The following is a 22,192-nucleotide window of genomic DNA, read 5'->3' on the forward strand; positions in this document are numbered from 1 at the left end:
TACACCCGCCGCCCCCGTTCCGGTCCCAGCCCCAGCGCAGGCCCCTGCCTACGTTGTCGCCGTGCGCGCGTTGTGCGACTTCACTGCCAGGGCAGGTGACCTCGACCTGCGCTTTGTGCCGACCCCAACCGCGCAGGAAGGCGTCGCCGGCCACACGCTGGTGACCGGCAGGCGCGGACCTGGCTACCAGGCGGAAGTATCGCTGTGCGCGGACTTCGGCCCCTTGCACGTCCGCGGCCGGGCCGACGGCTACGACCCGGACGCCAACCGCCTGGAAGAAATCAAGACCGTGCGCGGCGAGGCCGCCGTGCCGGACAACCACCGCCACCTGCACTGGGCGCAGGCAAAGATCTATGGCTGCCTGCTGTGCCGCAAGCTCGGGCTGCCCGGGATCGACGTGGCCGTGGTCTATTTCGACATCGTGGGGCAGCGCGAGCACCCGGTGGTGCAGCATTTCACCGCGGACGCGCTCGACGCGTTCTTCGTCCAGACCTGCGAACGCTTTTTGCAATGGGCACAGGCCGAACTGGCACACCGGCAGGCCCGCGATGCCGCGCTGGCGCGGCTGGCCTTCCCGCATCCGGCATTCCGCACCGGCCAGCGCGAGCTGGCGCAGGCGGTCTACAACGCCAACCGCGCCGGGCGCACCCTGCTGGCCCAGGCGCCGACGGGCATCGGCAAGTCGATCGGCACGCTGTTCCCGCTGCTCAAGGCGATGCCGGGGCAGGGCATCGACAAGGCGTTCTTCCTGTCGGCGCGCTCCACCGGGCGCGGCGTTGCGCTGCAGGCCGCGCAGGCGCTGCGCAGCCACGGCGCGCAGCCGCTGCGGGTGATCGAGCTGGTGGCGCGCGACAAGGCCTGCGAGCATCCGGAACTCGCCTGCCACGGCGAATCCTGCCCGCTGGCGCGCGGCTTCTACGATCGCCTGCCCGCCGCGCGCGCAGCCGCCCGCGAGGTGGCGGTGCGCGACCGTGCCGCGGTGCGCACGCTGGCGCTGGCGCATGGCATCTGCCCCTACTACCTGGCGCAGGAACTGGTGCGCTGGAGCGATGTGGTGGTGGCTGACTACAACTATTACTTCGATCGCAGCGCGCTGCTGTACGCGCTGACCGTCGCCAACGGCTGGCGCGCGGGCGTGCTGGTCGACGAGGCGCACAACCTGGTCGAGCGCGGCCGCGCCATGTACACCGCCGAACTGGATCCGCACGCGCTGCGCGACGCCCGGCGCGGCGCGCCCCCGGCGGTGGGCAGGCCGCTGGCCCGGCTGGCGCGCCACTGGAGCGCACTGGCGCGGCAGGCCGACGCTGCCTATGAGGTCTTGCCGGAAGTGCCCGCGCCCCTGCTGCGCGCGCTCGATGATTGCTGCGCGGCAGTGCTGGCGCACATGACCGAGCAGCCCGCGTCGGTCGCCCCGGCGCTGCAGCGATTTTATTTCGATGCCTTGCATTTCAGCCGGCTGGCAGAGCAGCTCGATGCGAATTCGCTGTTCGATATCCAGCGGCCAGCCGTCGCCGCAAAGGCCGGGCGCGGCAACCATGCACGCCTGTGCCTGCGCAACGTCATCCCTGCGCCGTTCCTGCGGCCGCGCTTTGCCGCGGCGCATTCCGTCACGCTGTTCTCGGCCACGCTGGACCCGGCCGCCTTTTACTTCGATACGCTGGGCTTGCCCGCCGACTGCGCGCACGTGGTGGTGCCGTCGCCGTTCCGGGCGGAACAACTGTCGGTACGCATCGCCAGCCGGATTTCCACCCGCTATGCCCGGCGCGGCCAGTCGCTGCCGGCCATTGCCGCGCTGATGGCGAACCAGTTCCACGCCCGCCACGGCAACTACCTTGCGTTCTTCAGCAGCCACGAATACCTGCAGCAGGCCGTGTCGAATTTCACGCAGGTCCATCCGGACATCCCGCACTGGGTCCAGTCGCGCGGCATGGACGAGGCGGCGCAGGCCGCTTTCCTGTCCGCCTTTGTCCCTGGCGGCGCAGGCATCGGCTTTGCGGTGCTGGGCGGGGCCTTTGCCGAGGGCGTGGACCTTCCCGGCGAGCGCCTGATCGGCGCCTTCGTCGCCACGCTGGGGCTGCCGCAGTTCAACGCGGTCAACGAGCAGTTCCGCGCGCGCATGCAGTCGGCTTTCGGCCAGGGCTACGACTATGCCTATCTCTATCCGGGCTTGCGCAAGGTGGTGCAGGCCGCGGGCAGGGTGATCCGCACGCAGCAGGACGAAGGCGTGGTCTACCTGATCGACGACCGCTTTGCCGCGCCGGAGGTGCGCCGGCTGCTGCCGGAATGGTGGCAAATCGACCCGGCGGCGTAGAAATTACATGGCGCACGGCGCCTGGCCGGGCCGCTTGCCGGCCCCGCGGGGCCGGAACGAACCTGGCACGAATCCGGCAGCAATGCGACCATGCGTGCCGACCGCACCCCGTCGTCATCGAACCAGGGACCCGACCATGCCCATGACCCAGCATTACGCGGCTACCGAGCCGCCCCGTACCGAAGTGGATGCGCTGAACGGCGGCACCGTGCTCGAATTCGGCGCCCCGTGGTGCGGCTTCTGCCAGCGTGCGCAGCCGGCGCTCGCCGAAGCGTTCGCCGTCCATCCGGCGCTGCGCCACATCAAGGTCGAGGATGGCAGCGGGCGCCCGCTCGGCCGCTCGTTCCGCATCAAGCTGTGGCCGACGCTGGTGTTCCTGCGCGACGGGCAGGAAGTCGCCAGACTGGTACGGCCGACCGAGGCGGATCCGATCCGGGAAGCCATGCGGCGCATCAGTTGATCCTTGGGGATAGCCAAGGCGTCACATTGCGGCAATTTTCTGCCGCCCCAGGGCGCTCAACCCTGCTTTGGGAGGGGACAAGCCGGGGCATTTCTGCCGTTTGTGAAGAAGTCGCCCCGCGCAATGGCCCCTGACGGCCGCGCGCGCGACTAGCCCGGCAACGGCCCGCGCGCCCGGCGCGCAGGAAACAAGACGGTTTCAACCGCCAATTTCGACAAATGAGCGCCCTTAGCCCCGACCAGCGGCCGACCGTCCTGGTCGTCGACGACGTTCCCGAAAACATTGCGGCCATGGTCGCGCTGCTGCAGGACCCGTACCGCGTCAAGGTGGCGACCCGGGCGGCCACCGCGCTGCAACTGGCGCGGGAAGCGCCCCCCGACCTGATCCTGATGGATGTGTCGATGCCTGGCATGGACGGCTACGAGGCGTGCCGCCAGCTCAAGGCCGATGCGCGCACCGCGTGCGTGCCGGTGATCTTCCTGACGGCACGGGCCGAGGCCCACGACGAGGCGCTCGGCTTCGAGGTTGGCGCCGTCGACTACATCATGAAGCCGGTCAGCGCGCCGGTGGCGCGCGCACGCATTGCCAGCCAGCTGGCACTCAAGCAGGCGCACGACTTCCTGCGCGACCGCTCGGCCTGGCTCGAGGCCGAGGTGCAGCGCCGCACGCGCGAGATCGAGCTGATCGAGGACGCCACCATCATCGCGCTGGCGGCGCTGGCCGAAACCCGCGACAACGAGACCGGCAACCATATCCGCCGTACCCAGCACTATGTGCGCGCACTGGCGCGCAAGCTGCAGCACGAGCCGCATTTCGCCGGCAGGCTCGATGACAAGGCCATCGACCTGATGTTCAAGTCCGCGCCGCTGCACGATATCGGCAAGGTCGGCATCCCCGACCGCATCCTGCTCAAGCCCGGCAAGCTCACCGCCGAAGAGTTCGAGGTCATGAAGACCCATACCACGCTGGGCCGCGATGCCATCGCCGATGCCGAGGCCCAGTGCGGCACCACCAGTTCCTTCCTGCGCTACGCGCGCGAGATCGCGCATCACCACCACGAGAAATGGGACGGCAGCGGCTATCCCGACGGCCTGGCCGGCGAAGCCATCCCGCTGTCGGCGCGGCTGATGGCGGTGGCCGATGTCTACGACGCGCTGATCTCGCGCCGCGTCTACAAGCCCGCGTTTGCGCACGATGACGCCGTGCGCATCATCGCCGAGGGCCGCGGCCGCCATTTCGATCCGCGCGTGATCGACGCCTTTCTGGCGATCACCGGCGAATTCCATGCGATCGCGCTGGAATATGCCGATCCGGCAGGTGCCGGGCCCGCCCCCGCCCCCGCGCCAGGCTGACCGGCATGTCATCGCTGCGCATGGCCCTGCGCCGCCGCGCCGGCGCGCGGCCATTCGGCCCGCTGCTCGCCTATGCCGCGCTGCTGGCGGTGGCGGTATGGCTGCTCGCACTCGGCGCCGCCTCGGTGGTGCGCGAGAACGAGCAGGCCAGCGTGGGCGGGCGCCTGGGCGCCACCGTCAACACCACCGCGCGGCTGCTGGAGGTCTGGGCGGGCGAGCAGCGCCGCCGCGCCGTGTCGATCGCCGCGCTGGACGACACCGTGCGGCTGGCGCGCCCGCTGCTGGCCAGCCATGGCAACGCCACCCCGGCGCAGGCTGCCGAATTTGCCGGCTGGATCGCGCCGCTGCTGCGTTCGCACGGCTATATCGGCTTTGCGCTGGTGACCGCGGACGACCGCATCGTGGTCTCCGAGCTGGCTGACCGCAACGGCCAGTTGCTGTTGCCCGAGTCCGCCCGCACCGCGCAGCGTGCCCGCCACGACGGGGCCGCGGTGTCCGCGCCGTATCCCGGCCCGCAGCGGATGCCGGATGCCGGCGGGCACGCCGCCGTCCCGACGTTCCAGGTGGTATGCGCGCGGCTGTGGAATGATGCCGGGCAGGATGCCGAGCGGGTGGCCGGCACCCTGTGCCTGCGCATCGACCCGCACGCGGTCATGCTGCAGATCGTGATGGCGGCGCGCTATGGCCGCAGCGGCGACCTGTACATGATCGATGGCAACGGCCGGCTGGTGTCGCCCGCGCGCTTCGATGAGGAGCTGGCCGCGCAAGGGCTGCTCGCGCCGGGCATGGCGTCGATGTTCCATACCGCGGCGCGCGTTCCCGCGCCCGACGGCAACGGCACCTACCGCCTGCCCCCGGACGCGCCACTGACACGGCTGGCGCAGCAGGTGCTGTCGCACCAGACGCTGCAGCTTGGCTTCGGCTATCGCGACTACCGTGGCCGGCGCGTGGCCGGCGCAGGGCTGTGGGTGCCGGCGCTGGCGAGCGGGCTGATCCTCGAGCAGGACATGGACGAGGCCTTCCACTCGTACCTGTCGACGCGCACCGTGGTCATCGGCATGGCGCTGGCGATCCTGCTGCTGATCGGCCTGGCGGCGTGGGCGCTGCGCCGTGGCCAGCTGCGCCTGGCGCACAGCGAGGAACGGTTGCGCGCGATGCTCGACCATTCGCCCGCCATCATGCATCTGAAGGACCGCAACCATGCCTTCCTGGCGCTGAACCCCGCCACGCAGGCCCTGATCGGGCAGACCGAGCGCGGGGCGCTGGGCCGCACCGACCGCGAATTGCCGGTAATGCCCGACGGCACGCAGCAGCGCTGGGACATGGAGGAACGGGTGATGTCCACCGGCACGGCGGAAGAACATGTCTACACGATGCAGGCCGCGGAGGGCACGCGCGAGCTGCAGGTGATGCGCTTCCCGGTGCGCAATCCGGCCACCAATGAGGTCGTCGGTGTGGGTTCGGTGGGCATCGACATCACCAGCCAGGTGCGCGCGCACCGCGAGCTGAAGGAACTGTCGCAGACGCTGGAGCACAAGGTGTCCGAGCGCACGCGCGAACTCGCCATCGCCAACGCCGAGCTGGCCGAGGCCAAGCACGCGGCGGAATCGGCGGCGCAGGCCAAGGCCAGCTTCCTCGCCAACATGAGCCATGAGATCCGCACGCCGATGAACGCGGTGATCGGCATGGCCCATCTGGCGCTGGGCACGCAGCTCGATCGCAAGCAGCGCGACTATGTCGAGAAGATCCAGCGCTCGGGCCAGCACCTGCTGGGCATCCTCAACGATATCCTCGACCTGTCCAAGATCGAGGCCGGCAAGCTGGAAGTGGAAGAGATCGACTTCTCGCTGGAGCGCGTGCTGCGCACCGTGGGCGACCTGGTGTCGGAGCGGGCCGCGGCCAGGCAGCTGGAGCTGATCGTCGAGGTTGCGCCGGACGTGCCCGACGCATTGCGCGGCGATCCGCTGCGGATCCGCCAGGTGCTGATCAATTTCACCACCAACGCGGTCAAGTTCACCGAGCGCGGCGAGATCGTGGTGCGCGTGGCGCGCTGCACTGGCGACGACGACCTGCCGCGCGTGCGGCTGCACTTTGCCGTGCGCGACACCGGCATCGGCATCGCGCCCGATGCGATCGGACGCCTGTTCCAGAACTTCGAGCAGGCCGACAGCTCGACCACGCGCCGTTACGGCGGCAGCGGCCTGGGCCTGGCGATCAGCCAGCGGCTGGTGCAGCTGATGGGCGGCACGCTGGGCGTGGAAAGCACGCCGGGCGAGGGCAGCACCTTCTGGTTCGAGCTGTCGCTGCTGCCGGGCAGCGAGCGCGTCCCGGCGCTGCTGGTGCGACCGGAACTGGCCGGACTGGGGCTGCGCGGGCCACGCCCGCGGCCGCTGCTGGTGACGGCCAACGGCAGCGAGGCGCTGATGCGCGCCGGCGAGCAGGGCGGCTTCGAAGCGCTGCTGCTGAAGCCGGTCAGTCCCTCGGTGCTGTTCGATGCCACGCTGCGCGTGCTGGCCGCCGAGCCCGGCACGCCACCGCCGGCCGAGCCGGAGGGCCCGGCACCCGGCCCCAACTGGTCGCTGCCGCAGCGGCGCGTGCTGCTGGTCGAAGACAATGAAATCAATCGCGAGGTCGCGGTACACCTGCTGCAGCAGGCCGGCATCACGCCGGACACCGCCGAAAACGGCCGGGTTGCGCTGGAGCGGCTGGCCGCGCAGGCGTATGACCTGGTGCTGATGGACATGCAGATGCCGGTGATGGACGGTGTCGAGGCCACGCGCCGCATCCGTGCCGATGCGCGGCTTGCCGCGCTGCCGGTGGTCGCCATGACTGCCAATGCGTTGCCCGAGGACCGCGAACGCTGCCTGGCGGCCGGCATGGATGACCATATCGCCAAGCCGATCAGTCCGCCGGTGTTCTTTGCCACCGTGCATCGCTGGCTGACCCGCGCCGGCGAGGTGCCGGCCGTGGCGCCGCAGTGGCCGGCATGGCTGGGCGCGCTCGCCGCGACGGGCGTGCTGGATGCCGGGGGTGCGCTCGCGCGCGCCGGCGGGCAGCCGGAGACTTACCGTGGCCTGCTGGCGCGGCTGCGGGACCGGCTGCGGGACCGATACGCCGATGCCGGCGCGCAGGTCGCGCAGGGGCGTGCGGGCGAGGCCGCGCAGCTTGCGCACGAGCTGGCCGGCGTGGCCGGCAACCTGGGCGCGATGGCGGTGTCCCGCGCGGCCGCGGCGCTGGCATGCACGCTGCGCGATGGCGGCAATGGTGCCGCGCTGCAGGCTGCCGTGCTGGAGGCGGCGATGTCGGACCTGCTCGCGGCACTGCGTCGGCACCTGCCGCAGGCGCCTGCGCAGTCATCGCTGACCGAGCCTTCCGCCGAGTCCGCCGCGCCGGCAATGGCCAAGCTGCGGCGGCAGTTGCGCGAAGGCGCCAGCGAAGCCGGCTCGACGCTCGCCGCGCATCGCGCCGCACTGGCCGCGGCGGTGCCTGCCGGCCTGCTGGCCGGGCTGGAAGCCGCGATCGAAGCGTACGACTACGCCGCAGCGCTGGCGATCCTTGACGACATGCTGGCCGTCATGGCCTCCGGCCAGGGCTGATACCTGGCCCCCAGACCCCAGGCCCCAGGCCGGTCAACGGCCGGCCGGCAGCACCATCGTCACCAGCACCGAGGCATCGGTGTCGGCGGTCAGGTCATAGCGCACGCCCGGCCCGACGTAGAGCAGGTCGCCCTGGCGCAGTCCGCGTTCGGCGCCGTCCACGCGCAGGCGCACTTCGCCTTCCAGGCACTGCACCGTCATCGGGCCGTCGACTGCATGGGGCGGCACATGCTTGCCCGCCTTCAGCACCAGCCGCATCACTTCCAGCGGGCCTTCCTTGAACAGGGCTTGGGTGACAGTCTGGTCCAGGCGCGTGCCCAGGGGCAGCACGCTGGCGATCTGTCCGGAAGCTAGGTGGGGGAGGGACATGCGCGGCTCCTCGCGGTAGTGGGGTCGTGTGGTGTGTGCGTTGTCAGGCGCCGCTGGCATTTGCCGCCAGCAAGCCTTTCCAATCTAGCACCGGAGCGCGCGCCTCAGTAGGGTTCAGCGTGCCGTAGCCGGCGTAACCGGGAGCGATCGCGGCCATCAGCAGGATCGGCAGGTTGACCCGCGGCGAAGTGTAGCCAACCTATCGCCAACCTATCGCCAACCCATCGCATTCCTTTAATAATCTAATATTGGCTTTGCCATTCGCTTTGTTCATGGATGCGTGCTGCCACGGTCCCGCCTGAACCCCATGCCCATCGATATCCGCGCGCTGCGCTATTTCGTCGAGACCGCCCGCCTGCACAGCTTCACACAGGCGGCGAGTTCGCTGTTCGTCACCCAGTCGACCATCAGCAAGATGGTGAAGCAGCTCGAGGACGAGGTCGGCCAGCCGCTGCTGATCCGCGAAGGCAAGGGCGTGCGCCTGACCGACGTGGGGCGCGTGGTGTACGAACGCGGGCAGGAAGCGCTGGGCGTTGTCCACCGGCTCACGCTGGAAGTGGCCGACCTGTCATCGCTGGGCCGCGGGCAGCTGACGGTCGGCATCCCGCCGATGGTCAACCTGTTTTTTTCGCCGGCGGTCAGCGCGTTCCGGCAGCGCTATCCCAACCTGCAGCTGACGCTGGACGAGCACGGCGGGCAGGTGGTCGAGCAACTGGTTGCCAGCGGCGAACTGGAGGTCGGTGCCACGGTGCTGCCCGGCGACAGCGGCCTCGCGCTGGAGACCCGGGAGTTCGGCCGGCACCCGATCTGGGCGGTCGGGCCGCGCAAGGCGAAGTGGGCGCGGGGGCGCACGGTCACGCTGGGCGCGTTGCGCGACGAGCCGCTGGTGATGCTGACCGACGGCTTCTCGCTGACGCGCAAGCTCAGCCAGGCCTTCCTGCAAGCGCGCATCGAGCCGCGCGTGGTGGCGCGCAGCGGCCACTGGGATTTCCTGGCGTCGATGGCGGCGGCGGGACTGGGCACCACCTTCCTGCCGCAGCCGCTGGCCGAGCGCCTGCAGGGGCAGGACACGCTCGCCATGGCGCGCCTGACCGAACCCGCGATGGACTGGGCCATGGCGCACATCTGGTCGCCCGGACGCTACCTGTCGCACGCGGCGCGCGCGTGGCTGGCGGTCTGCGAAGAGGTCCTCGGGGAGGGGGAAAAGCGCTAGCCGTGCCAGCGCCCGCCTACTTGCGCAGGCACTGGTCCGGCGCGATATTCAGCCGCACCAGCGACTGCCGTCCGGCGGTGTAGTGGTACAGCAGCGTCACCCCGAGCTTGCCCAGCACCGGCACGTCCGGATTGCGGCAGATGCCGCGCTCCAGGATCGGCTTGGCCGATGCCATGTACTCGCGCGTGCCGTCGCGCGTGGCATCGACCCCCGATACCTTGAGCTGGAACTCGACGATCTTGCCGGGCCGGGTCACGCAGCCGTCGAAGCGCGTGGTGTCGTCCAGGTCCAGCGGGCCGGCGCGCACCAGCTCCTGGCAGGCCATCCGCAATTCCCGGTCGGCATTGCCGGCCGTCAACCGCGTGACGCCGGTCATGCCGGTCGGCTTGCCGCGCACGGTGCCGAGCAGCAGGGTGGCCAGGCTGGAAAGCTGCGGACCGTCCACCGGCGGCGCTGCCAGCGCGGCGGTGGCGGCGAGGGCTATGGCCAACGAGGCGGCCAGCGCAACGAGGACTGGCAGTGGGCGGAGTGGGCGGGGAGGCGTGGCGGTTGGGCCAGCCTGGGCGGGTTGGGCAGGGCACATAAGGGGGCGGGTCGGTGGAGCCTGTTGCGCTGCTACTTTAGCCCCAGCCCCTTGCTGCCGTTGTCAGGCGTTGTCCTACGACGCAACACCCCGGCACCGCGCCACGGGCAGCGGGCGGCACATCGCGCCGGGGCCTTGGGTGCCGTTACAGCTCCAGCACCAGCCGGCATCCGCCGGCCGCACGCGAGCAGCACGCCATCATCCGGTCGTTGGCGTCGCGCTCGGTGCGCGTCAGCACCACGTCGCGATGATCGACCTGGCCGGCCAGCACGCGCACTTCGCACGAGCCGCACAGGCCTTCCTCGCAATCGCTCTGCACGTCGATGTTGGCGCCGCGCAGGGCCGCGAGCAGGGTCTGGCCGGCGGGGACCTCCATGACCAGCCCGGAGTCCTTCAGCTCGACGGTAAAGGGCTGCTCCTTCGATGCGTCCAGCGTGCCCAGCCGCGATACGAAGTGCTCGACCCGCAGCGCGTCTTCCGGCCACGCCGCGCAGGCATCGGCGAGCGCATCGAGCAGCCGTTGCGGGCCGCAGGCGTAGACGTGGGCGCGCGGCTGCGGCGTGGCGAGCAATGCGGCGAAGTCGGCGCGGTGGCCTTCGTCGGCGGCATAGAGATGCAGGCGCTCGCCATGCAGGCCCTGCAGCGTGTCCAGCATCGCCATCGACCGGCGCGAGCGGCCGCAGTAATGGATCTCGTAGTCGATGCCGAGCTGGCACGCGCGCCGCGCCATGGCGCTGACCGGCGTGATGCCGATGCCGCCGGCAATGAAGATGGCGCGCCCGCAGCCCTCGTCGAAGCGGAAATGGTTGCGTGGGCCGCGGATGCGCAGGCGGTCGCCCACCCTGACGCTGCCGTGCACCCAGGCCGAGCCGCCGCGGCTTGCGGGCTCGCGCAGCACGGCGATTTCCAGTGCGGCGGCATCGTCGGGATCGCCGCACAGCGAATACTGGCGCGACAGCCCGGTATCGCCGCACTCCACGTCGATATGCGAGCCCGGTGCCCAGCGCGGCAGCGGCTTGCCGTCCGGCGCGGCCAGCCGCAGCCGCAGCACGCCGTCGGCGGCAGGGGCGATGCTTGCCACCACCACGGTGCGCGCGCTGGTGTGCGCGGACGGCTCGCCGATGCGCACGGGTTGCCGTTGCGCCAGCAGTGCGGGGTTGCGGCGCTCCGGGTTCTGCGCCGGGTCCCATTCGACCAGCAGGTGCTCGGGGCCACGGAACGACGTGTTGGGCACGTAGGTAAAGACCTGCTCGGCCAGCCGCATATGGGGCAGCCGGCGGGTCAGCTCTTCCAGGAAGATCTGCATCTCCATGCGCGCCAGGTTCTTGCCCATGCACTGGTGCGAGCCGTAGCCGAAGGTCAGCTGCTCGCTGGCGTTGTCGCGGCGGATGTCGAACAGGTCGGCATCGGCGAAGTGGCGCTCGTCATGGTTGGCCGACGAGGTCACGATCAGCAGCTTGCTGCCGGCGGCCAGGCGGATGCCGCCCACCTCCGCGTCGCGCGTGACCAGCCGGCGCCAGGCCGCCACCGAGCCGTTGTGGCGCAGGCATTCCTCCACCGCGTTGGGAATCAGCGAGGGATCCTCGCAGATCTCGCGCCATGTGTCGGGGTGCTGCAGCAGCAGCTTGATGGCGTTGGCCGAGGCATTGGCGGTGGTCTCGTGCGCGGCGACGATGCCGGCCATCATCATCGAATGCAGGTAGGAGTCGGTGACGACCTCGGGCAGTGCCTTCTGCTTGCGCAGGCCGTACTGCATCCATCCCGGGCCTGACGGGTCTTCGCGCATCTTGTCCAGGATGCGCCCGGCCAGTTGCCAGAAGTTGCCAACGGCATGCGCGACCGCGACCTGTTCATCCGGCCTGGGCCGTCCCCACGTGTTGACGGTATGGGCAATGGAGTACTGGCGCAGCAGGTCCATGTCCTCTTCGGGCACGCCCAGGAAATGCAGCGCCACGGTCAGCGGCACTTCCCACAGCATCTGGTCGACCAGGTCGGCGCGGCCGTCGTCGATAAAGCGGTCGACGTATTCGCGCGCCAGGCGCCGCACCATCGGCTCGTGATGCGCCAGCTCGGCGGGCGTGAACGGGTCCATCAGCGCGCGCCGGCGCGGCATGTGGGCGGGCTCGTCCTCGTTGACCAGCGTGCGGTTCATGGCATAGCCGTACGAGGCCAGCACCGCGTTGGCTTCATCGCCGGTGGGCGTGATCTTTTCCAGCGCGATCGACGGGCTGAAGGTGAGGTTGTCGCGGAAGATCGCCTTGATGTCGTCGTAGCGCGTGACCACCCAGTAGCCCAGCTTGGGGCTGTAGAACACCGGCTCCTGCTCGCGTGACCAGCGCACGTACTCGGGCGGGTCCTGCTGGTAGCCGTCGCCGAACGGATCGAACTGCGCCGCCTTGTGGCTGACCGGGCAGCCGTTTGGAGCGGTGAAGGCGGAATGGTCGACGGGACAGCCGCCGCGCGCGGTGTCGGGGGAGGGGGTGGACATGCTGCGTACTCCTGCAAAAGCATTGCCGTCCGGGCCGGCCGGACGGCCTCAAAACGATACCGGCTCAGTTGTCCAGCGTGATCTTCAGGTCGCGGATCAGTTTGGTCCAGCGTGCCGACTCGGTGCGCAACAGCTCGCTGAACTGCGCCGGCGTATTGCCCACCGGCTCCACGCCGAAGTCCACCAGCCGCTTGTTCACCGCCGGCTCGCGGATCGCCGCGACCACGTCCTTGTTCAGCGTGCTGATGACGTCCGGCGGCGTGGCGGCCGGCACCACCATGCCGACCAGCGCGGCGGCTTCCACGCGCGGGTAGCCCAGTTCGGCGAAGGTCGGCACATCGGGCAGTTGCGGCAGCCGGGTGGCGTTGGCCACCGCCAGCGGCCGCACCTTGCCGCCCTTGATAAAGCCGGCGCCGGCGGCGTAGTCGACCATCATCGCGGCGACCTGGCCGGCGGCCACGTCGGACAGCGCGGGCGCGGCGCCGCGGTATGGCGCGTGCGTCATCGGCAGGCCACCGGCTTCGACCTTCAGCAGTTCCATCGCCAGGTGGTGCGGGCTGCCGGCGCCGGCGGAGCCATAGTTGACGCCGCCTTGCGTGGACTTCGCCTGTGCGATGAATTCCTTCGCGTTTTTCACCGGGCTGTTCGCGCCGACCACCAGGATCATCGGGAAGCGGCCCAGCAGCGTGACCGGGGCCAGGTCCTTGCCCGGATGGTAGGAAAGCGTCTTGTACAGGACCGGGTTGAACACCAGCGTGCCGTTGTCGGCGGACAGCACGGTATAGCCGTCGGCGGCCGAGCGCGCCGTCTCGGCCGCGCCGATCGCGGTGTTGCCGCCGGGCTTGTTGTCCACCACGACCGGCTGCCCGACCTTGGTCGACAGCCCCTGGCCGATGGTGCGTGCGAGGAAGTCGGAGCCGCCGCCGGCGGCGTACGGCACGATCCAGCGGATCGGCTTGGCGGGGTAGGTGTCGGCGGCGTACGCCGGCAAGGCGGACAGCAAGGGCAGGACGAGCGCGCCGATGGCCAGGCGCGGCAACAGGGGGCGGGGCATGTGGTTGTCTCCGTTGATTTCTGTTTTGCGTAAATCTTATACGCATTGCGTAATGATTGAATGAGGGTTAACCTTGAAGCTGACCGCCCTCCCGGGCGTGGCCTAATCTGCCTGCCCTCGCGCAACATCATCGACACCATGCCTGCCTCCCGTTCCAAGCCCGCTGCTTCCGAAACGCCTGCCGACGCCTCGCCCCGCACGCGGGAGCGCCGCCAGCGCGTGCAGTCCGCTGTCACGGGCATGGCGGTGCTCAAGGGGCTGGCCCGGCTGGGCGGGCGTGCCAGCCTCACCGCGTTGGCCGCGCATATCGACGAAAGCCCGGCCAAGGTGCACCGCTACCTGGTCAGCCTGCTGGAAGAGGGGCTGGTTGCGCAGGAATCCGGTACCCAGCAGTACCACCTCGGCTACGAAGCGCTGCAGATCGGCATGGCGGCGATGCGCCAGGCCGACCCGATCCGGCTGGCCGAAGCCTCGCTGGTGCGGCTGCGCGAGACGCTGGAAGTGACGTGCTTTGTCGCGGTGATGGGCAACAAGGGCCCGACCATCATGCGTTTTGAAGAACCGGGCTTGCCGGTCACGGTGAACGTGCGGGCAGGGTCTGTGATGCCGCTGCTGTGGTCCGCCACCGGCCGCGTATTCCTGGGCCTGCTGGACGAAACCCGGGTGCAGGCGCAAGCGGCGGAAGAACTGGCAGAGGCCAGCCCGGCGCGGCTGGCATCGCTCGACCAGGACGACCCGATCGGCGCGCTGCGCCGCGCCGTGCAGGCGGACGACTGCGCCTGGGTGCGCGACACCAACCTGACCGGCATCAGCGCCGTGGCCGCGCCGGTACGCGACTACACCGGCCGCGTGTGCGCGGTGCTGACGGCGCTGGGCGCCACCGGCGGCTTCGATCCGTCCATCGACGGGCCGGTCGGCGCCGCCGTGCGGCACGAGGCGCGAGTGGTCAGCGCTGCGCTCGGCTTCAACCCGGGTGTGGCGGGCTGAACTGGAGCTGCAGCGCAGGACAAGCCTGCACGGGCGGCGCATCGGCCGTTGTGCAAGCCGCGCGCAGACGCGTATAGTCCCTCGCGGTTTGCCGACATTCCTTCCACTGCCCGACATGAAAATCCTTGCCCCCAAGCGCCTCGCGGCGATTGCCGCCGCCGCCCTCCTGTGCACGCCCGCCACATACGCCGCCGACAAGGTCGACCAGCGCCAGCTCGAGCGCGCCGTCAACGAGGCGATCGCGCCGATGATGAAGGCGCACAACGTGCCGGGCATGGCCATCGCGGTGACGGCCGGCGGCAGGCAGTACTTCTTCAACTATGGCGTGACGGCGAAGCGCGGCGGCAAGCCCGTCACCGACTCGACGCTGTTCGAGATCGGCTCGGTCAGCAAGACCTTCACCGCGACGCTGGCGGGCTATGCGCAGGCGCGCGGCGCCATGTCGCTGTCGGACCCCGCCGGCAAATACCTGCCGGCGCTTGCCGGCAGCGCCTTGGGCACGACCAGCCTGCTAGACCTTGGCACCTATGCGGCCGGCGGCCTGCCGCTGCAGTTTCCGGAGACGGTCAACAATACGCAGGCGATGACCGACTACTTCAAGGCCTGGCGACCAACGTACGCGGCCGGTACCCATCGGCGTTACTCGAATCCCAGCATCGGCCTGTTCGGCTACCTTGCCGCACGCAGCCTGGGCGAGCCGTTCGACGACCTGATGGAGAAGACCCTCTTTCCGGCGTTCGGCCTGAAGCGCACCTATGTCCGGGTGCCGAAGGCGTTGATGGCCGATTACGCGATGGGTTACACCAAGGACGACAAGCCGACCCGCGTGACACCGGGGGTGCTGGATTCCGAGGCTTACGGCGTGAAGACGACGTCCGCCGACATGATCCGCTTCGTCGAAGCCAGCATGTCGCCGGCGGGGCTTGATGACAAGCTGCAGCGCGCCATCGCCACCACGCGCACCGGCTACTTCAAGGTCGGCGGCATGGTGCAGGGACTGGGGTGGGAGGTGTATGCCTACCCGACGCCGGTCAGCGCCATCCTGGCGGGCAGCTCGCCGCAGATGGTGTTCGAGGCCAACAAGGTCGACAGGCTGGAACCGCCGCAGGCGCCGGGCGCCGATGTGCTGGTCAACAAGACGGGGTCGACCAACGGGTTTGGTGCGTACGTCGTATTCGTGCCCGCCAAACGCATCGGGCTGGTGATGCTCGGCAACAAGAACATGCCGGTGCCGGCGCGGGTGGAAGCCGCGTACCACATCCTGACGGTGCTGGACGGCGAGTTGGCAGCAAACCGGTAGGGGAACACCCCCAGCCGCTGCCAGAAAAAAAGCGGCCCGGAGGCCGCTCGTGTCTGCTACGCGCTGAAGCGCCGTCAGAACTGCTCCGCCGCCAGCGCATTGACCGGCGCAGCACCGCCGACGACGGCATCGCGCAGCGCCGTTGCCTGCGACAGGATGTGCTGTGCGAAGAAATGCGCGGTGGCGATCTTGGCGTCGTGGAAGTTCGGATCCTCGGCCCGTTTCGCCTCCGCGGCCAGCATCGCCCGGCCCAGCTGCCAGCCCGAGAACACGATGCCGCACAGCTTCAGGTACGGCACGCTGCCGGCGAACACGGCATTCGGGTCCGACTTGGCATTGGCCACCACGAACTCGACCACCGCTTCCAGCGCCGCGCGGCCATTGGCCAGTTGCGCCTGGACCGCGGTAAAGGCAGCGCCGCCATGCTTGGCCAGCGCGGCCTCGGTCTCGGCGATCTGCGCGCAGATCGCGCGCGCCACCGCGCCGCCGTCACGCACGGTCTTGCGGCCGACCAGGTCGTTGGCCTGGATGGCGGTCGTGCCTTCGTAGATCGGCAGGATGCGGGCGTCGCGGTAGTGCTGCGCCGCGCCGGTTTCCTCGATAAAGCCCATGCCGCCATGCACCTGCACGCCGAGGCTGGTGACGTCGATCGACAGCTCGGTGCTCCAGCCCTTGACCACCGGCACCAGGAATTCATAGAACGCCTGGTTCTGCTTGCGCACGGCTTCGTCCGGATGCTGGTGAGCGGTGTCGCTGGCGGCGGCCGCCACGTAGGCGACGGCGCGGGCGCCTTCGGTCAGCGCGCGCATCGTCATCAGCATGCGCTTGACGTCGGGGTGGTGGATGATGGCGACGGCTTCGCGCGCCGAGCCATCGACCGGGCGGCTTTGCACGCGCTCGCGCGCATACGCCACGGCCTGCTGGTAGGCACGCTCGGACACCGCGACGCCCTGCATGCCGACCGCGAAGCGCGCCGAGTTCATCATGATGAACATGTACTCCAGGCCGCGGTTCTCCTCGCCCACCAGCGTGCCGATGGCGCCGCCGTGGTCGCCGAATTGCAGCACCGCGGTCGGGCTGGCCTTGATGCCGAGCTTGTGCTCGATCGACACGCAATGCACGTCGTTGCGTTCGCCCAGGCTGCCGTCGGCGTTGACCAGGTACTTGGGCACGATGAACAGCGAGATGCCCTTGACGCCTTCGGGCGCGTCGGGCGTGCGGGCCAGCACCAGATGGACGATGTTCTTCGCCATGTCGTGCTCGCCGTAGGTGATGAAGATCTTGGTGCCGAAGACCTTGTAGGTGCCGTCGCCCTGCGGCTCGGCGCGGGTGCGCACCGCGGCCAGGTCCGAGCCCGCCTGCGGCTCGGTCAGGTTCATGGTGCCGGTCCACTCGCCGCTGATCAGCCTGGGCAGGATGTTGGCCTTCTGTTCGTCCGAGCCGGCCGTCAGCAGCGCTTCGATGGCGCCGTCGGTCAGCAGCGGGCACAGCGCAAACGACAGGTTGGCGCTGTTCAGCATTTCAATGCAGGCGGTGGCGATCAGCTTGGGCAGCCCCTGGCCGCCGAAGTCCTGCGGATGCAGCACGCCCTGCCAGCCGCCTTCGCCGAACTGGCGGAAGGCGTCCCTGAAGCCGGGGGTCGTGGTGACCACGCCATCCTTCCAGCTGCTCGGATCCAGGTCGCCGGTGCGGTTGAGCGGCGCCAGCACCTGTTCGTTGAACTTGGCGGCTTCGTCGAGCACGGCCCCGGCCGTTTCCGGCGTGGCTTCCTCGAAGCCGGGCAGGCGGCTGACAGCGTCAAGACCCGCGAGCTCGTTCATCACGAACAGCATGTCTTTGAGCGGGGCACGGTAGGTCATGGATGTCTCCTGTCTGTACGTCTGTACGCTTGTTCCTGGGTGGCGCGCAGGTCATGGCGCCTGGCCCGCAACTCGGGCCGATACGTCATCGTAACGCGGGAAGCACCGGGCGCGGCTATCCAAAGCTGCCCATTCATTGACGAAATCTGCCGCCGTTCATAAGCCGGCGCGCGGCGATGCCCACAGGCCGGCGCCGCCAGGCCTGGTGGCAGGATTTGTCAGGGGTGTGCGGGCATGGTCCGGTAGGCCTTGGGCGTGCTGCCGGTCCAGTTGCGGAAGGCGCGATGGAAGGCGGTGGGGTTGTCAAAGCCGATGTCGAAGGCGATCTCCGCGATCGCGTCCGTGGTGCGCGTCAGCCGCTGGATGGCAATATCCCGGCGGACCTCGTCCTTGATCGCCTGGAAGGTGGTGCCCTCGGCGGTAAGCCGCCGGCATAGCGTGCGCACGGAGAAGTGCAGGTCCTGCGCCACCGCTTCGATGGTCGGCGTCGCCGGCAGGCAGTCGGCCAGGTACTGGCGCACATGGTGGCACACCATCTGTTCCTCGAACGCAACGAAGATCCAGTCCTCGGGCGCGCGCGCCAGGAACTTCTGCAGGTCGGCCTTGCGCCGGCGCACCGGCATGTCCAGGTAGGCGTGGTCGAACCTGAGCAGCGTCTGGCGGCCGCCGAACTGCACCGGGCCGGGAAACAGGTAAAGGGAGTCGCTGGCGCGTGGCGGCCGCGGGAAATCGAACTCCACCCGGGCCAGCGGGATGCGCTTGCCGATCAGCCAGGAGGCGACGCCGTGGACCAGCTTGAGCATCAGCTCGCTGCCCAGCGCGCTGACGCCGGGGCCGGCCGGGTCGGCATGCAGTACGACCTCGCCGAAGCCGTCCTCGCGCCCGGACTCGAGCCGGAAGTCGTCCAGGATCAGGTGGAAGAACTGGCCGAAGCGGTGCAGCGCCACCTCCAGCCGCGGCGCATCCAGCAGGCTCAGGCACAGGAACTTGAGCGTGCCGTTGCGCAGCGGCCGGCTGAAGATGCCGGGCATCTCGTCGTCCAGCTCCATCGCGAGTTCGCGGTAGAGCGTGGAAAACTGTTCCTCGGTCACGCGCGCGGCCGGCGCCTGCAACAGGCCGCTCGGGATCCCGGCGCGCTCCGCCAGCCGCGCCATGGCGGCAGGGTCGGCACCGGACAGGAAGCCGTTGACCAGTGAAATCGGGACGGTGGCGGTGAACTGGGTCAATGTCGCGGGACGGGAAAGGCGGTACGGAAGCGGGGCGGTGCGTGGCTTATTTTGTCATAGCCCGGCGGGTGTCGGCGGCGCTACGGATGTCGTTGCTGGCGGTGTCGAGCGTCGCGACCGGGGCCCGCCTACGCGGACCGTGCCGGTTCCTCCGGCGCGTGCGCGCCGGGGGCCGCCTCCATATGGACGCCGGCCAGGCCGGCGTTGAGCTGGTTCAGGAAATGGACCAGCGAAACCTTGTCGTCGAAGCCGAAACTCGCCAGTGCCTGGCGGTAGAACTCATAGATCCTGGGTTGCAGGCCGTTCCAGAACTCTCGCCCCTTCGCCGTCAGCACGACCTTCTTGGCGCGGCGGTCCACCGTGTCGGCCACACGCTGGACATGCTTTTCCCGCTCCAGCCGCTTGAGCACGCCATCGAGGCTTTGCCGGCTTACCACAAGGTATTCCGTCAGCTCGGAGAACGACATGCCTTCGGATACCTGCGGTCGCGACAGCGCGCCCAGCACGGACCATTGCACGGTAGTGATGCCGAGCGACTTGCTGGTCTGCCGGTCCAGCGTGTTGCCGGCCTGGAACAGCCGGAAGAACAGCCGGTTATGGACGGATGCGTCGGACGGGTCGTACGTGGGATCTGGTTTGGTCATGGTGTGGGTTTGACACTGGCCGCCGTGGGCTTGCCATGGGTGTGCCTATTCTAAGGCGGCGCGGAGCACACACGTGCGCGCTGCGAAGAGTGGGGTGGCGCGGCCCTGGTCCGAGCCTGAATCGGCCTGGATGTGTGTTGTCGTCCTCTTCTGCTGCATTTGCGCAAAGATATTGATTATTATTTCTGCTGTTTGGCAGGAAAAACCTAGCCTGGTATCGGATATTTCAGTAAATATGAGTAATGATATTGACGTATAGATGACGCATACCTAGTATTCTTCGGGCTCTTGCTACAAAGGCTCGCTGGGACACAAGACATGGAAGTGGCACAAGCCGCGCGAACCCACCGGTCCACCCAACCGGAAATGGGCATCGCCGATATGCTCCATCGCATCCGCGCCGCGGCCCGGACTATCCAGGCCGAGGCAAGGCGCCAATGGCCCGGCGACGCCAATGCGGTGACACGCCGCCTCAGCCGCCTGCTGTCGCTGGCCATGCGCCAGCAATCCGCGCTGGATATTGCGGTGATCCTGGGCAGTGCCGCCGAGCTTCGCTATTTCCCTGACGATGCGACGCTGGAGCGCTGTACGCGCATGGTCGAGTCCCACGGTGGCAAGGCCATGCGTGCGGTCGTCTGGGCGGTCCGGCATCGCCGCGTGCGGGCCGGCGTAACTATTACCCGCCGTTTTATCGTCGACGCGGTCGACTGACCTCAAAGAAGAAGCGGGCCCTGGCATTGTGCCGGGCCCGCCCTCTATTTCCAGCGGCGCACCGTCGCGCCGCTCGCCAGCAAGACTGTCTCAGGTTCGCGCTTCAGCCACGCCCGGCACCACCGATGCGGGGGCCACGCTTGCCCCCGCATCGGCATGCTGCGCCGATGCCGACAGCCGATGGTTGATGCACGCCAGGGCCAGTGCACCCACGATCCCCGCCGCGCCGATGACCAGGAAGTTCTGCGCCAGCGGCAGCTGCAGCGAAACGATCAGCCCGATCAGGACCGGTGCCGCGATGGCGCCGAGCCGTCCGATGCCCGAAGCCATGCCTACGCCGGTCGAACGGATCGACACCGGATAGAACTGGCCGCTGTATGCATACGCGACGATTTGCGCGCCGGTAGTGCAGGCACCCACCGCGCCGATCAGCAGGTAGAGCATCTCGGTCGAGGTCTTGAACGTCATCAGGTACAGGAACGCGCCGCCGAGCAGGTACATCACCACCAGCACCCACTTGATATGGAACCGGTCGGCCAGCCAGCCGCCGCCGATCGCACCGACCACCGCGCCCACGTTCAGCGCGATCACGAAGCTGAGGGCCGAGCCCAGGCTGTAGCCCGACATCGCCATCAGCTTGGTCAGCCAGGTGCTGAGCGCATAGACCATGAACAGGCCGGTAAAGAAGGCGATCCAGAACATGACCGTGCTGAAGCCACGCCCGTCCTGGAACAGGCGCGCCACCGGCACGCCGGCTGCGCGGTCCTGCTGCGGTACGCGGAAGGTAGCGCCGGCATCCAGGCGCAGGTGCGGGTCGATGCGCTGCGCGAGGGCGCGCAGGTCCTTTTCGTTCTGGCGCGACACCAGGAACGACAGCGACTCCGGCATCGTCTTCAGGATGAAGGGGATCAGGAGCACCGGCACGCCGGCCGCGAAGAACACGATCTGCCAGCCAAACCCGGCAATGAACTGCTTGCCGATCACCGCGGCCAGGATGCCGCCGATGGCATAGCCGGAGAACATCACCGTGGTCATGAAGCTGCGGATCTTGCGCGGCGAATATTCCGTCATCTGCGCGACGATGTTGGGCATGACGCCGCCGATGCCAAGGCCGGCGATAAACCGCATCACGCTGAACGTGACCGGATCGCTGGTCAGGCCCGCGGCCGCGGTGAACACGCTGAACAGGAACACGCACAGCGAGATGGTCCAGCGTCGTCCGATCTTGTCGGAGAGGGCGCCCAGGAAAATAGCGCCGAACATCATGCCGAACAGCGCCGAACTCGCCATGAAGCCGGCGGTCGACGCGGTGACGCCCATCTCCTTCATGATCGAAGGCAACGCGGCACCCGCAACGGCGATGTCATAGCCGTCGATGATGATCACCAGCAGGCACCAGGCCAGGACACGCGCATGGAATCGGTTAAAGCGGGCGTTGTCGGCCAGCTTTTGTACATCAATGTGCTGCATTGTATGTCTCCTTCACCAGTCTTCTTTTGAACGCTCAACAGCGGCAAGGGCTTGCGGACCGGCCCCTGGCCTTAGGCTGGACGGACTATGGTTGATGCCTGGTTATACGTCAAGATCATTACTTATGTCTTGACGGAAACATAGGGTATTTCCTGTGAAGAAGTGCTGAATTAGCGGTTATTCAGTCAATAAGTTGATTTATCAAGACTGTGACGACGCGCCAGCGCACGGGACGCATCCAGCGGCGCTGTCCGCGCTGCCGCGCACCTTGAGGCTCGCGAAAGGGGGTGGTCGGCCGGCGTAGAAAGGCGCGGTAGGCCATTGCGTCCCCGGTAGTGAGCGACGACAGCGGACGCTTGCGCTCGACGAGCGCCCACAGGATCAGCCGTTCGGCTTCCTTGCGATTGGCCACGCTGCGTGGCCGGCGACTCGTGCAGCGGGAGCGCTGCCGGCGCTGCGCGAGTCCTAATAGAGGCATAGAACATCCGATTTTCTCCGAAAAGTCTGCTTGGAAGTCGGTAGGCAGATTTCATCTGCGTTCAGTCCTGGCCGTAGCGGCTCGACACCAT

Annotated in this window: 16 protein-coding genes and 1 pseudogene; 8 read left to right on the forward strand and 9 right to left on the reverse strand. The window is 68.6% G+C overall.

Features of this window, described 5'->3' with window-relative positions; all coding sequences use genetic code 11:
- Positions 1–61: 61 nt before the first annotated feature.
- From JTE92_RS05570 to JTE92_RS05585, 4 genes are all read left to right on the forward strand, one after another.
- Positions 62–2,311, forward strand: coding sequence for an ATP-dependent DNA helicase (locus JTE92_RS05570; RefSeq protein WP_232353448.1), 2,250 nt, complete (start codon positions 62–64; stop codon positions 2,309–2,311).
- A gap of 136 nt (positions 2,312–2,447) precedes the next feature.
- Positions 2,448–2,771: a thioredoxin family protein gene (locus JTE92_RS05575; RefSeq protein ID WP_063241391.1), complete on the forward strand. Its 324-nt coding sequence runs from the start codon at positions 2,448–2,450 to the stop codon at positions 2,769–2,771.
- A gap of 218 nt (positions 2,772–2,989) precedes the next feature.
- Complete coding sequence (locus JTE92_RS05580; protein ID WP_063241392.1) at positions 2,990–4,123, forward strand: HD-GYP domain-containing protein; 1,134 nt, start codon at positions 2,990–2,992, stop codon at positions 4,121–4,123.
- A 5-nt stretch (positions 4,124–4,128) separates the two neighbouring features.
- Positions 4,129–7,719 carry an ATP-binding protein gene (locus JTE92_RS05585; protein ID WP_063241393.1) on the forward strand — a complete coding sequence of 1,197 codons (3,591 nt, stop codon included), beginning with the start codon at positions 4,129–4,131 and terminating at the stop codon, positions 7,717–7,719.
- A 33-nt stretch (positions 7,720–7,752) separates the two neighbouring features.
- Here JTE92_RS05585 and JTE92_RS05590 read toward each other — a convergent pair whose 3' ends face one another.
- Complete coding sequence (locus JTE92_RS05590) at positions 7,753–8,088, reverse strand: cupin domain-containing protein (RefSeq protein WP_029047434.1); 336 nt, start codon at positions 8,086–8,088, stop codon at positions 7,753–7,755.
- Between the two features lie 307 nt (positions 8,089–8,395).
- Between JTE92_RS05590 and JTE92_RS05595 the strand changes: the two genes are divergently transcribed.
- Positions 8,396–9,301, forward strand: coding sequence for a LysR family transcriptional regulator (locus JTE92_RS05595; RefSeq protein ID WP_063241394.1), 906 nt, complete (start codon positions 8,396–8,398; stop codon positions 9,299–9,301).
- Between the two features lie 16 nt (positions 9,302–9,317).
- Here JTE92_RS05595 and JTE92_RS05600 read toward each other — a convergent pair whose 3' ends face one another.
- The 3 genes from JTE92_RS05600 to JTE92_RS05610 all read right to left on the reverse strand — a co-directional run bounded on the left by JTE92_RS05600 (position 9,318) and on the right by JTE92_RS05610 (position 13,426).
- On the reverse strand, positions 9,318–9,791 hold the full coding sequence (locus tag JTE92_RS05600; protein WP_371136906.1) for a hypothetical protein: 474 nt from the start codon (positions 9,789–9,791) through the stop codon (positions 9,318–9,320).
- A 238-nt stretch (positions 9,792–10,029) separates the two neighbouring features.
- On the reverse strand, positions 10,030–12,372 hold the full coding sequence (locus tag JTE92_RS05605; protein ID WP_063241396.1) for a cytochrome P450/oxidoreductase: 2,343 nt from the start codon (positions 12,370–12,372) through the stop codon (positions 10,030–10,032).
- Between the two features lie 64 nt (positions 12,373–12,436).
- A complete protein-coding gene (locus JTE92_RS05610; protein WP_063241397.1) occupies positions 12,437–13,426 on the reverse strand; it encodes a Bug family tripartite tricarboxylate transporter substrate binding protein in 990 nt (329 codons plus the stop codon).
- A gap of 138 nt (positions 13,427–13,564) precedes the next feature.
- Here JTE92_RS05610 and JTE92_RS05615 point away from each other — a divergent pair, with 138 nt between their 5' ends.
- Complete coding sequence (locus JTE92_RS05615) at positions 13,565–14,413, forward strand: IclR family transcriptional regulator (protein ID WP_063241398.1); 849 nt, start codon at positions 13,565–13,567, stop codon at positions 14,411–14,413.
- Between the two features lie 115 nt (positions 14,414–14,528).
- Complete coding sequence (gene ampC, locus JTE92_RS05620; protein WP_063241399.1) at positions 14,529–15,713, forward strand: class C beta-lactamase; 1,185 nt, start codon at positions 14,529–14,531, stop codon at positions 15,711–15,713.
- Between the two features lie 74 nt (positions 15,714–15,787).
- Here ampC and JTE92_RS05625 read toward each other — a convergent pair whose 3' ends face one another.
- The 3 genes from JTE92_RS05625 to JTE92_RS05635 form a co-directional block, all read right to left on the reverse strand.
- Positions 15,788–17,572: an acyl-CoA dehydrogenase gene (locus tag JTE92_RS05625; protein WP_063241400.1), complete on the reverse strand. Its 1,785-nt coding sequence runs from the start codon at positions 17,570–17,572 to the stop codon at positions 15,788–15,790.
- Positions 17,573–17,790: 218 nt separating this feature from the next.
- Positions 17,791–18,726: an AraC family transcriptional regulator gene (locus tag JTE92_RS05630; RefSeq protein WP_084254788.1), complete on the reverse strand. Its 936-nt coding sequence runs from the start codon at positions 18,724–18,726 to the stop codon at positions 17,791–17,793.
- Between the two features lie 200 nt (positions 18,727–18,926).
- Positions 18,927–19,442 carry a MarR family winged helix-turn-helix transcriptional regulator gene (locus tag JTE92_RS05635; protein ID WP_063241401.1) on the reverse strand — a complete coding sequence of 172 codons (516 nt, stop codon included), beginning with the start codon at positions 19,440–19,442 and terminating at the stop codon, positions 18,927–18,929.
- A 318-nt stretch (positions 19,443–19,760) separates the two neighbouring features.
- Here JTE92_RS05635 and JTE92_RS05640 point away from each other — a divergent pair, with 318 nt between their 5' ends.
- A complete protein-coding gene (locus JTE92_RS05640) occupies positions 19,761–20,153 on the forward strand; it encodes a hypothetical protein (RefSeq protein WP_147318613.1) in 393 nt (130 codons plus the stop codon).
- Between the two features lie 90 nt (positions 20,154–20,243).
- Here the strand turns inward: JTE92_RS05640 and JTE92_RS05645 are convergent, their stop codons facing one another.
- Positions 20,244–21,623 carry an MFS transporter gene (locus JTE92_RS05645; RefSeq protein ID WP_063241403.1) on the reverse strand — a complete coding sequence of 460 codons (1,380 nt, stop codon included), beginning with the start codon at positions 21,621–21,623 and terminating at the stop codon, positions 20,244–20,246.
- A gap of 238 nt (positions 21,624–21,861) precedes the next feature.
- Positions 21,862–22,081 (reverse strand): annotated as a pseudogene (locus JTE92_RS30690) (integrase); the annotation flags it as partial.
- Positions 22,082–22,192: the final 111 nt, after the last annotated feature.

The organism is Cupriavidus oxalaticus (assembly GCF_016894385.1).
In the GTDB taxonomy this organism is placed as follows: Bacteria; Pseudomonadota; Gammaproteobacteria; order Burkholderiales; family Burkholderiaceae; genus Cupriavidus; species Cupriavidus oxalaticus.

Coding starts and splice junctions, on each gene's coding strand:
- JTE92_RS05575 (WP_063241391.1), top strand. CDS start 2,448: ATGCCCATGACCCAGCATTACGCGGCTACCGAGCCGCCCCGTACCGAA.
- JTE92_RS05580 (WP_063241392.1), top strand. CDS start 2,990: ATGAGCGCCCTTAGCCCCGACCAGCGGCCGACCGTCCTGGTCGTCGAC.
- JTE92_RS05585 (WP_063241393.1), top strand. CDS start 4,129: ATGTCATCGCTGCGCATGGCCCTGCGCCGCCGCGCCGGCGCGCGGCCA.
- JTE92_RS05590 (WP_029047434.1), bottom strand. CDS start 8,088: ATGTCCCTCCCCCACCTAGCTTCCGGACAGATCGCCAGCGTGCTGCCC.
- JTE92_RS05595 (WP_063241394.1), top strand. CDS start 8,396: ATGCCCATCGATATCCGCGCGCTGCGCTATTTCGTCGAGACCGCCCGC.
- JTE92_RS05605 (WP_063241396.1), bottom strand. CDS start 12,372: ATGTCCACCCCCTCCCCCGACACCGCGCGCGGCGGCTGTCCCGTCGAC.
- JTE92_RS05610 (WP_063241397.1), bottom strand. CDS start 13,426: ATGCCCCGCCCCCTGTTGCCGCGCCTGGCCATCGGCGCGCTCGTCCTG.
- JTE92_RS05615 (WP_063241398.1), top strand. CDS start 13,565: ATGCCTGCCTCCCGTTCCAAGCCCGCTGCTTCCGAAACGCCTGCCGAC.
- ampC (WP_063241399.1), top strand. CDS start 14,529: ATGAAAATCCTTGCCCCCAAGCGCCTCGCGGCGATTGCCGCCGCCGCC.
- JTE92_RS05625 (WP_063241400.1), bottom strand. CDS start 17,572: ATGACCTACCGTGCCCCGCTCAAAGACATGCTGTTCGTGATGAACGAG.
- JTE92_RS05630 (WP_084254788.1), bottom strand. CDS start 18,726: ATGGCGCGGCTGGCGGAGCGCGCCGGGATCCCGAGCGGCCTGTTGCAG.
- JTE92_RS05635 (WP_063241401.1), bottom strand. CDS start 19,442: ATGACCAAACCAGATCCCACGTACGACCCGTCCGACGCATCCGTCCAT.
- JTE92_RS05640 (WP_147318613.1), top strand. CDS start 19,761: ATGGAAGTGGCACAAGCCGCGCGAACCCACCGGTCCACCCAACCGGAA.
- JTE92_RS05645 (WP_063241403.1), bottom strand. CDS start 21,623: ATGCAGCACATTGATGTACAAAAGCTGGCCGACAACGCCCGCTTTAAC.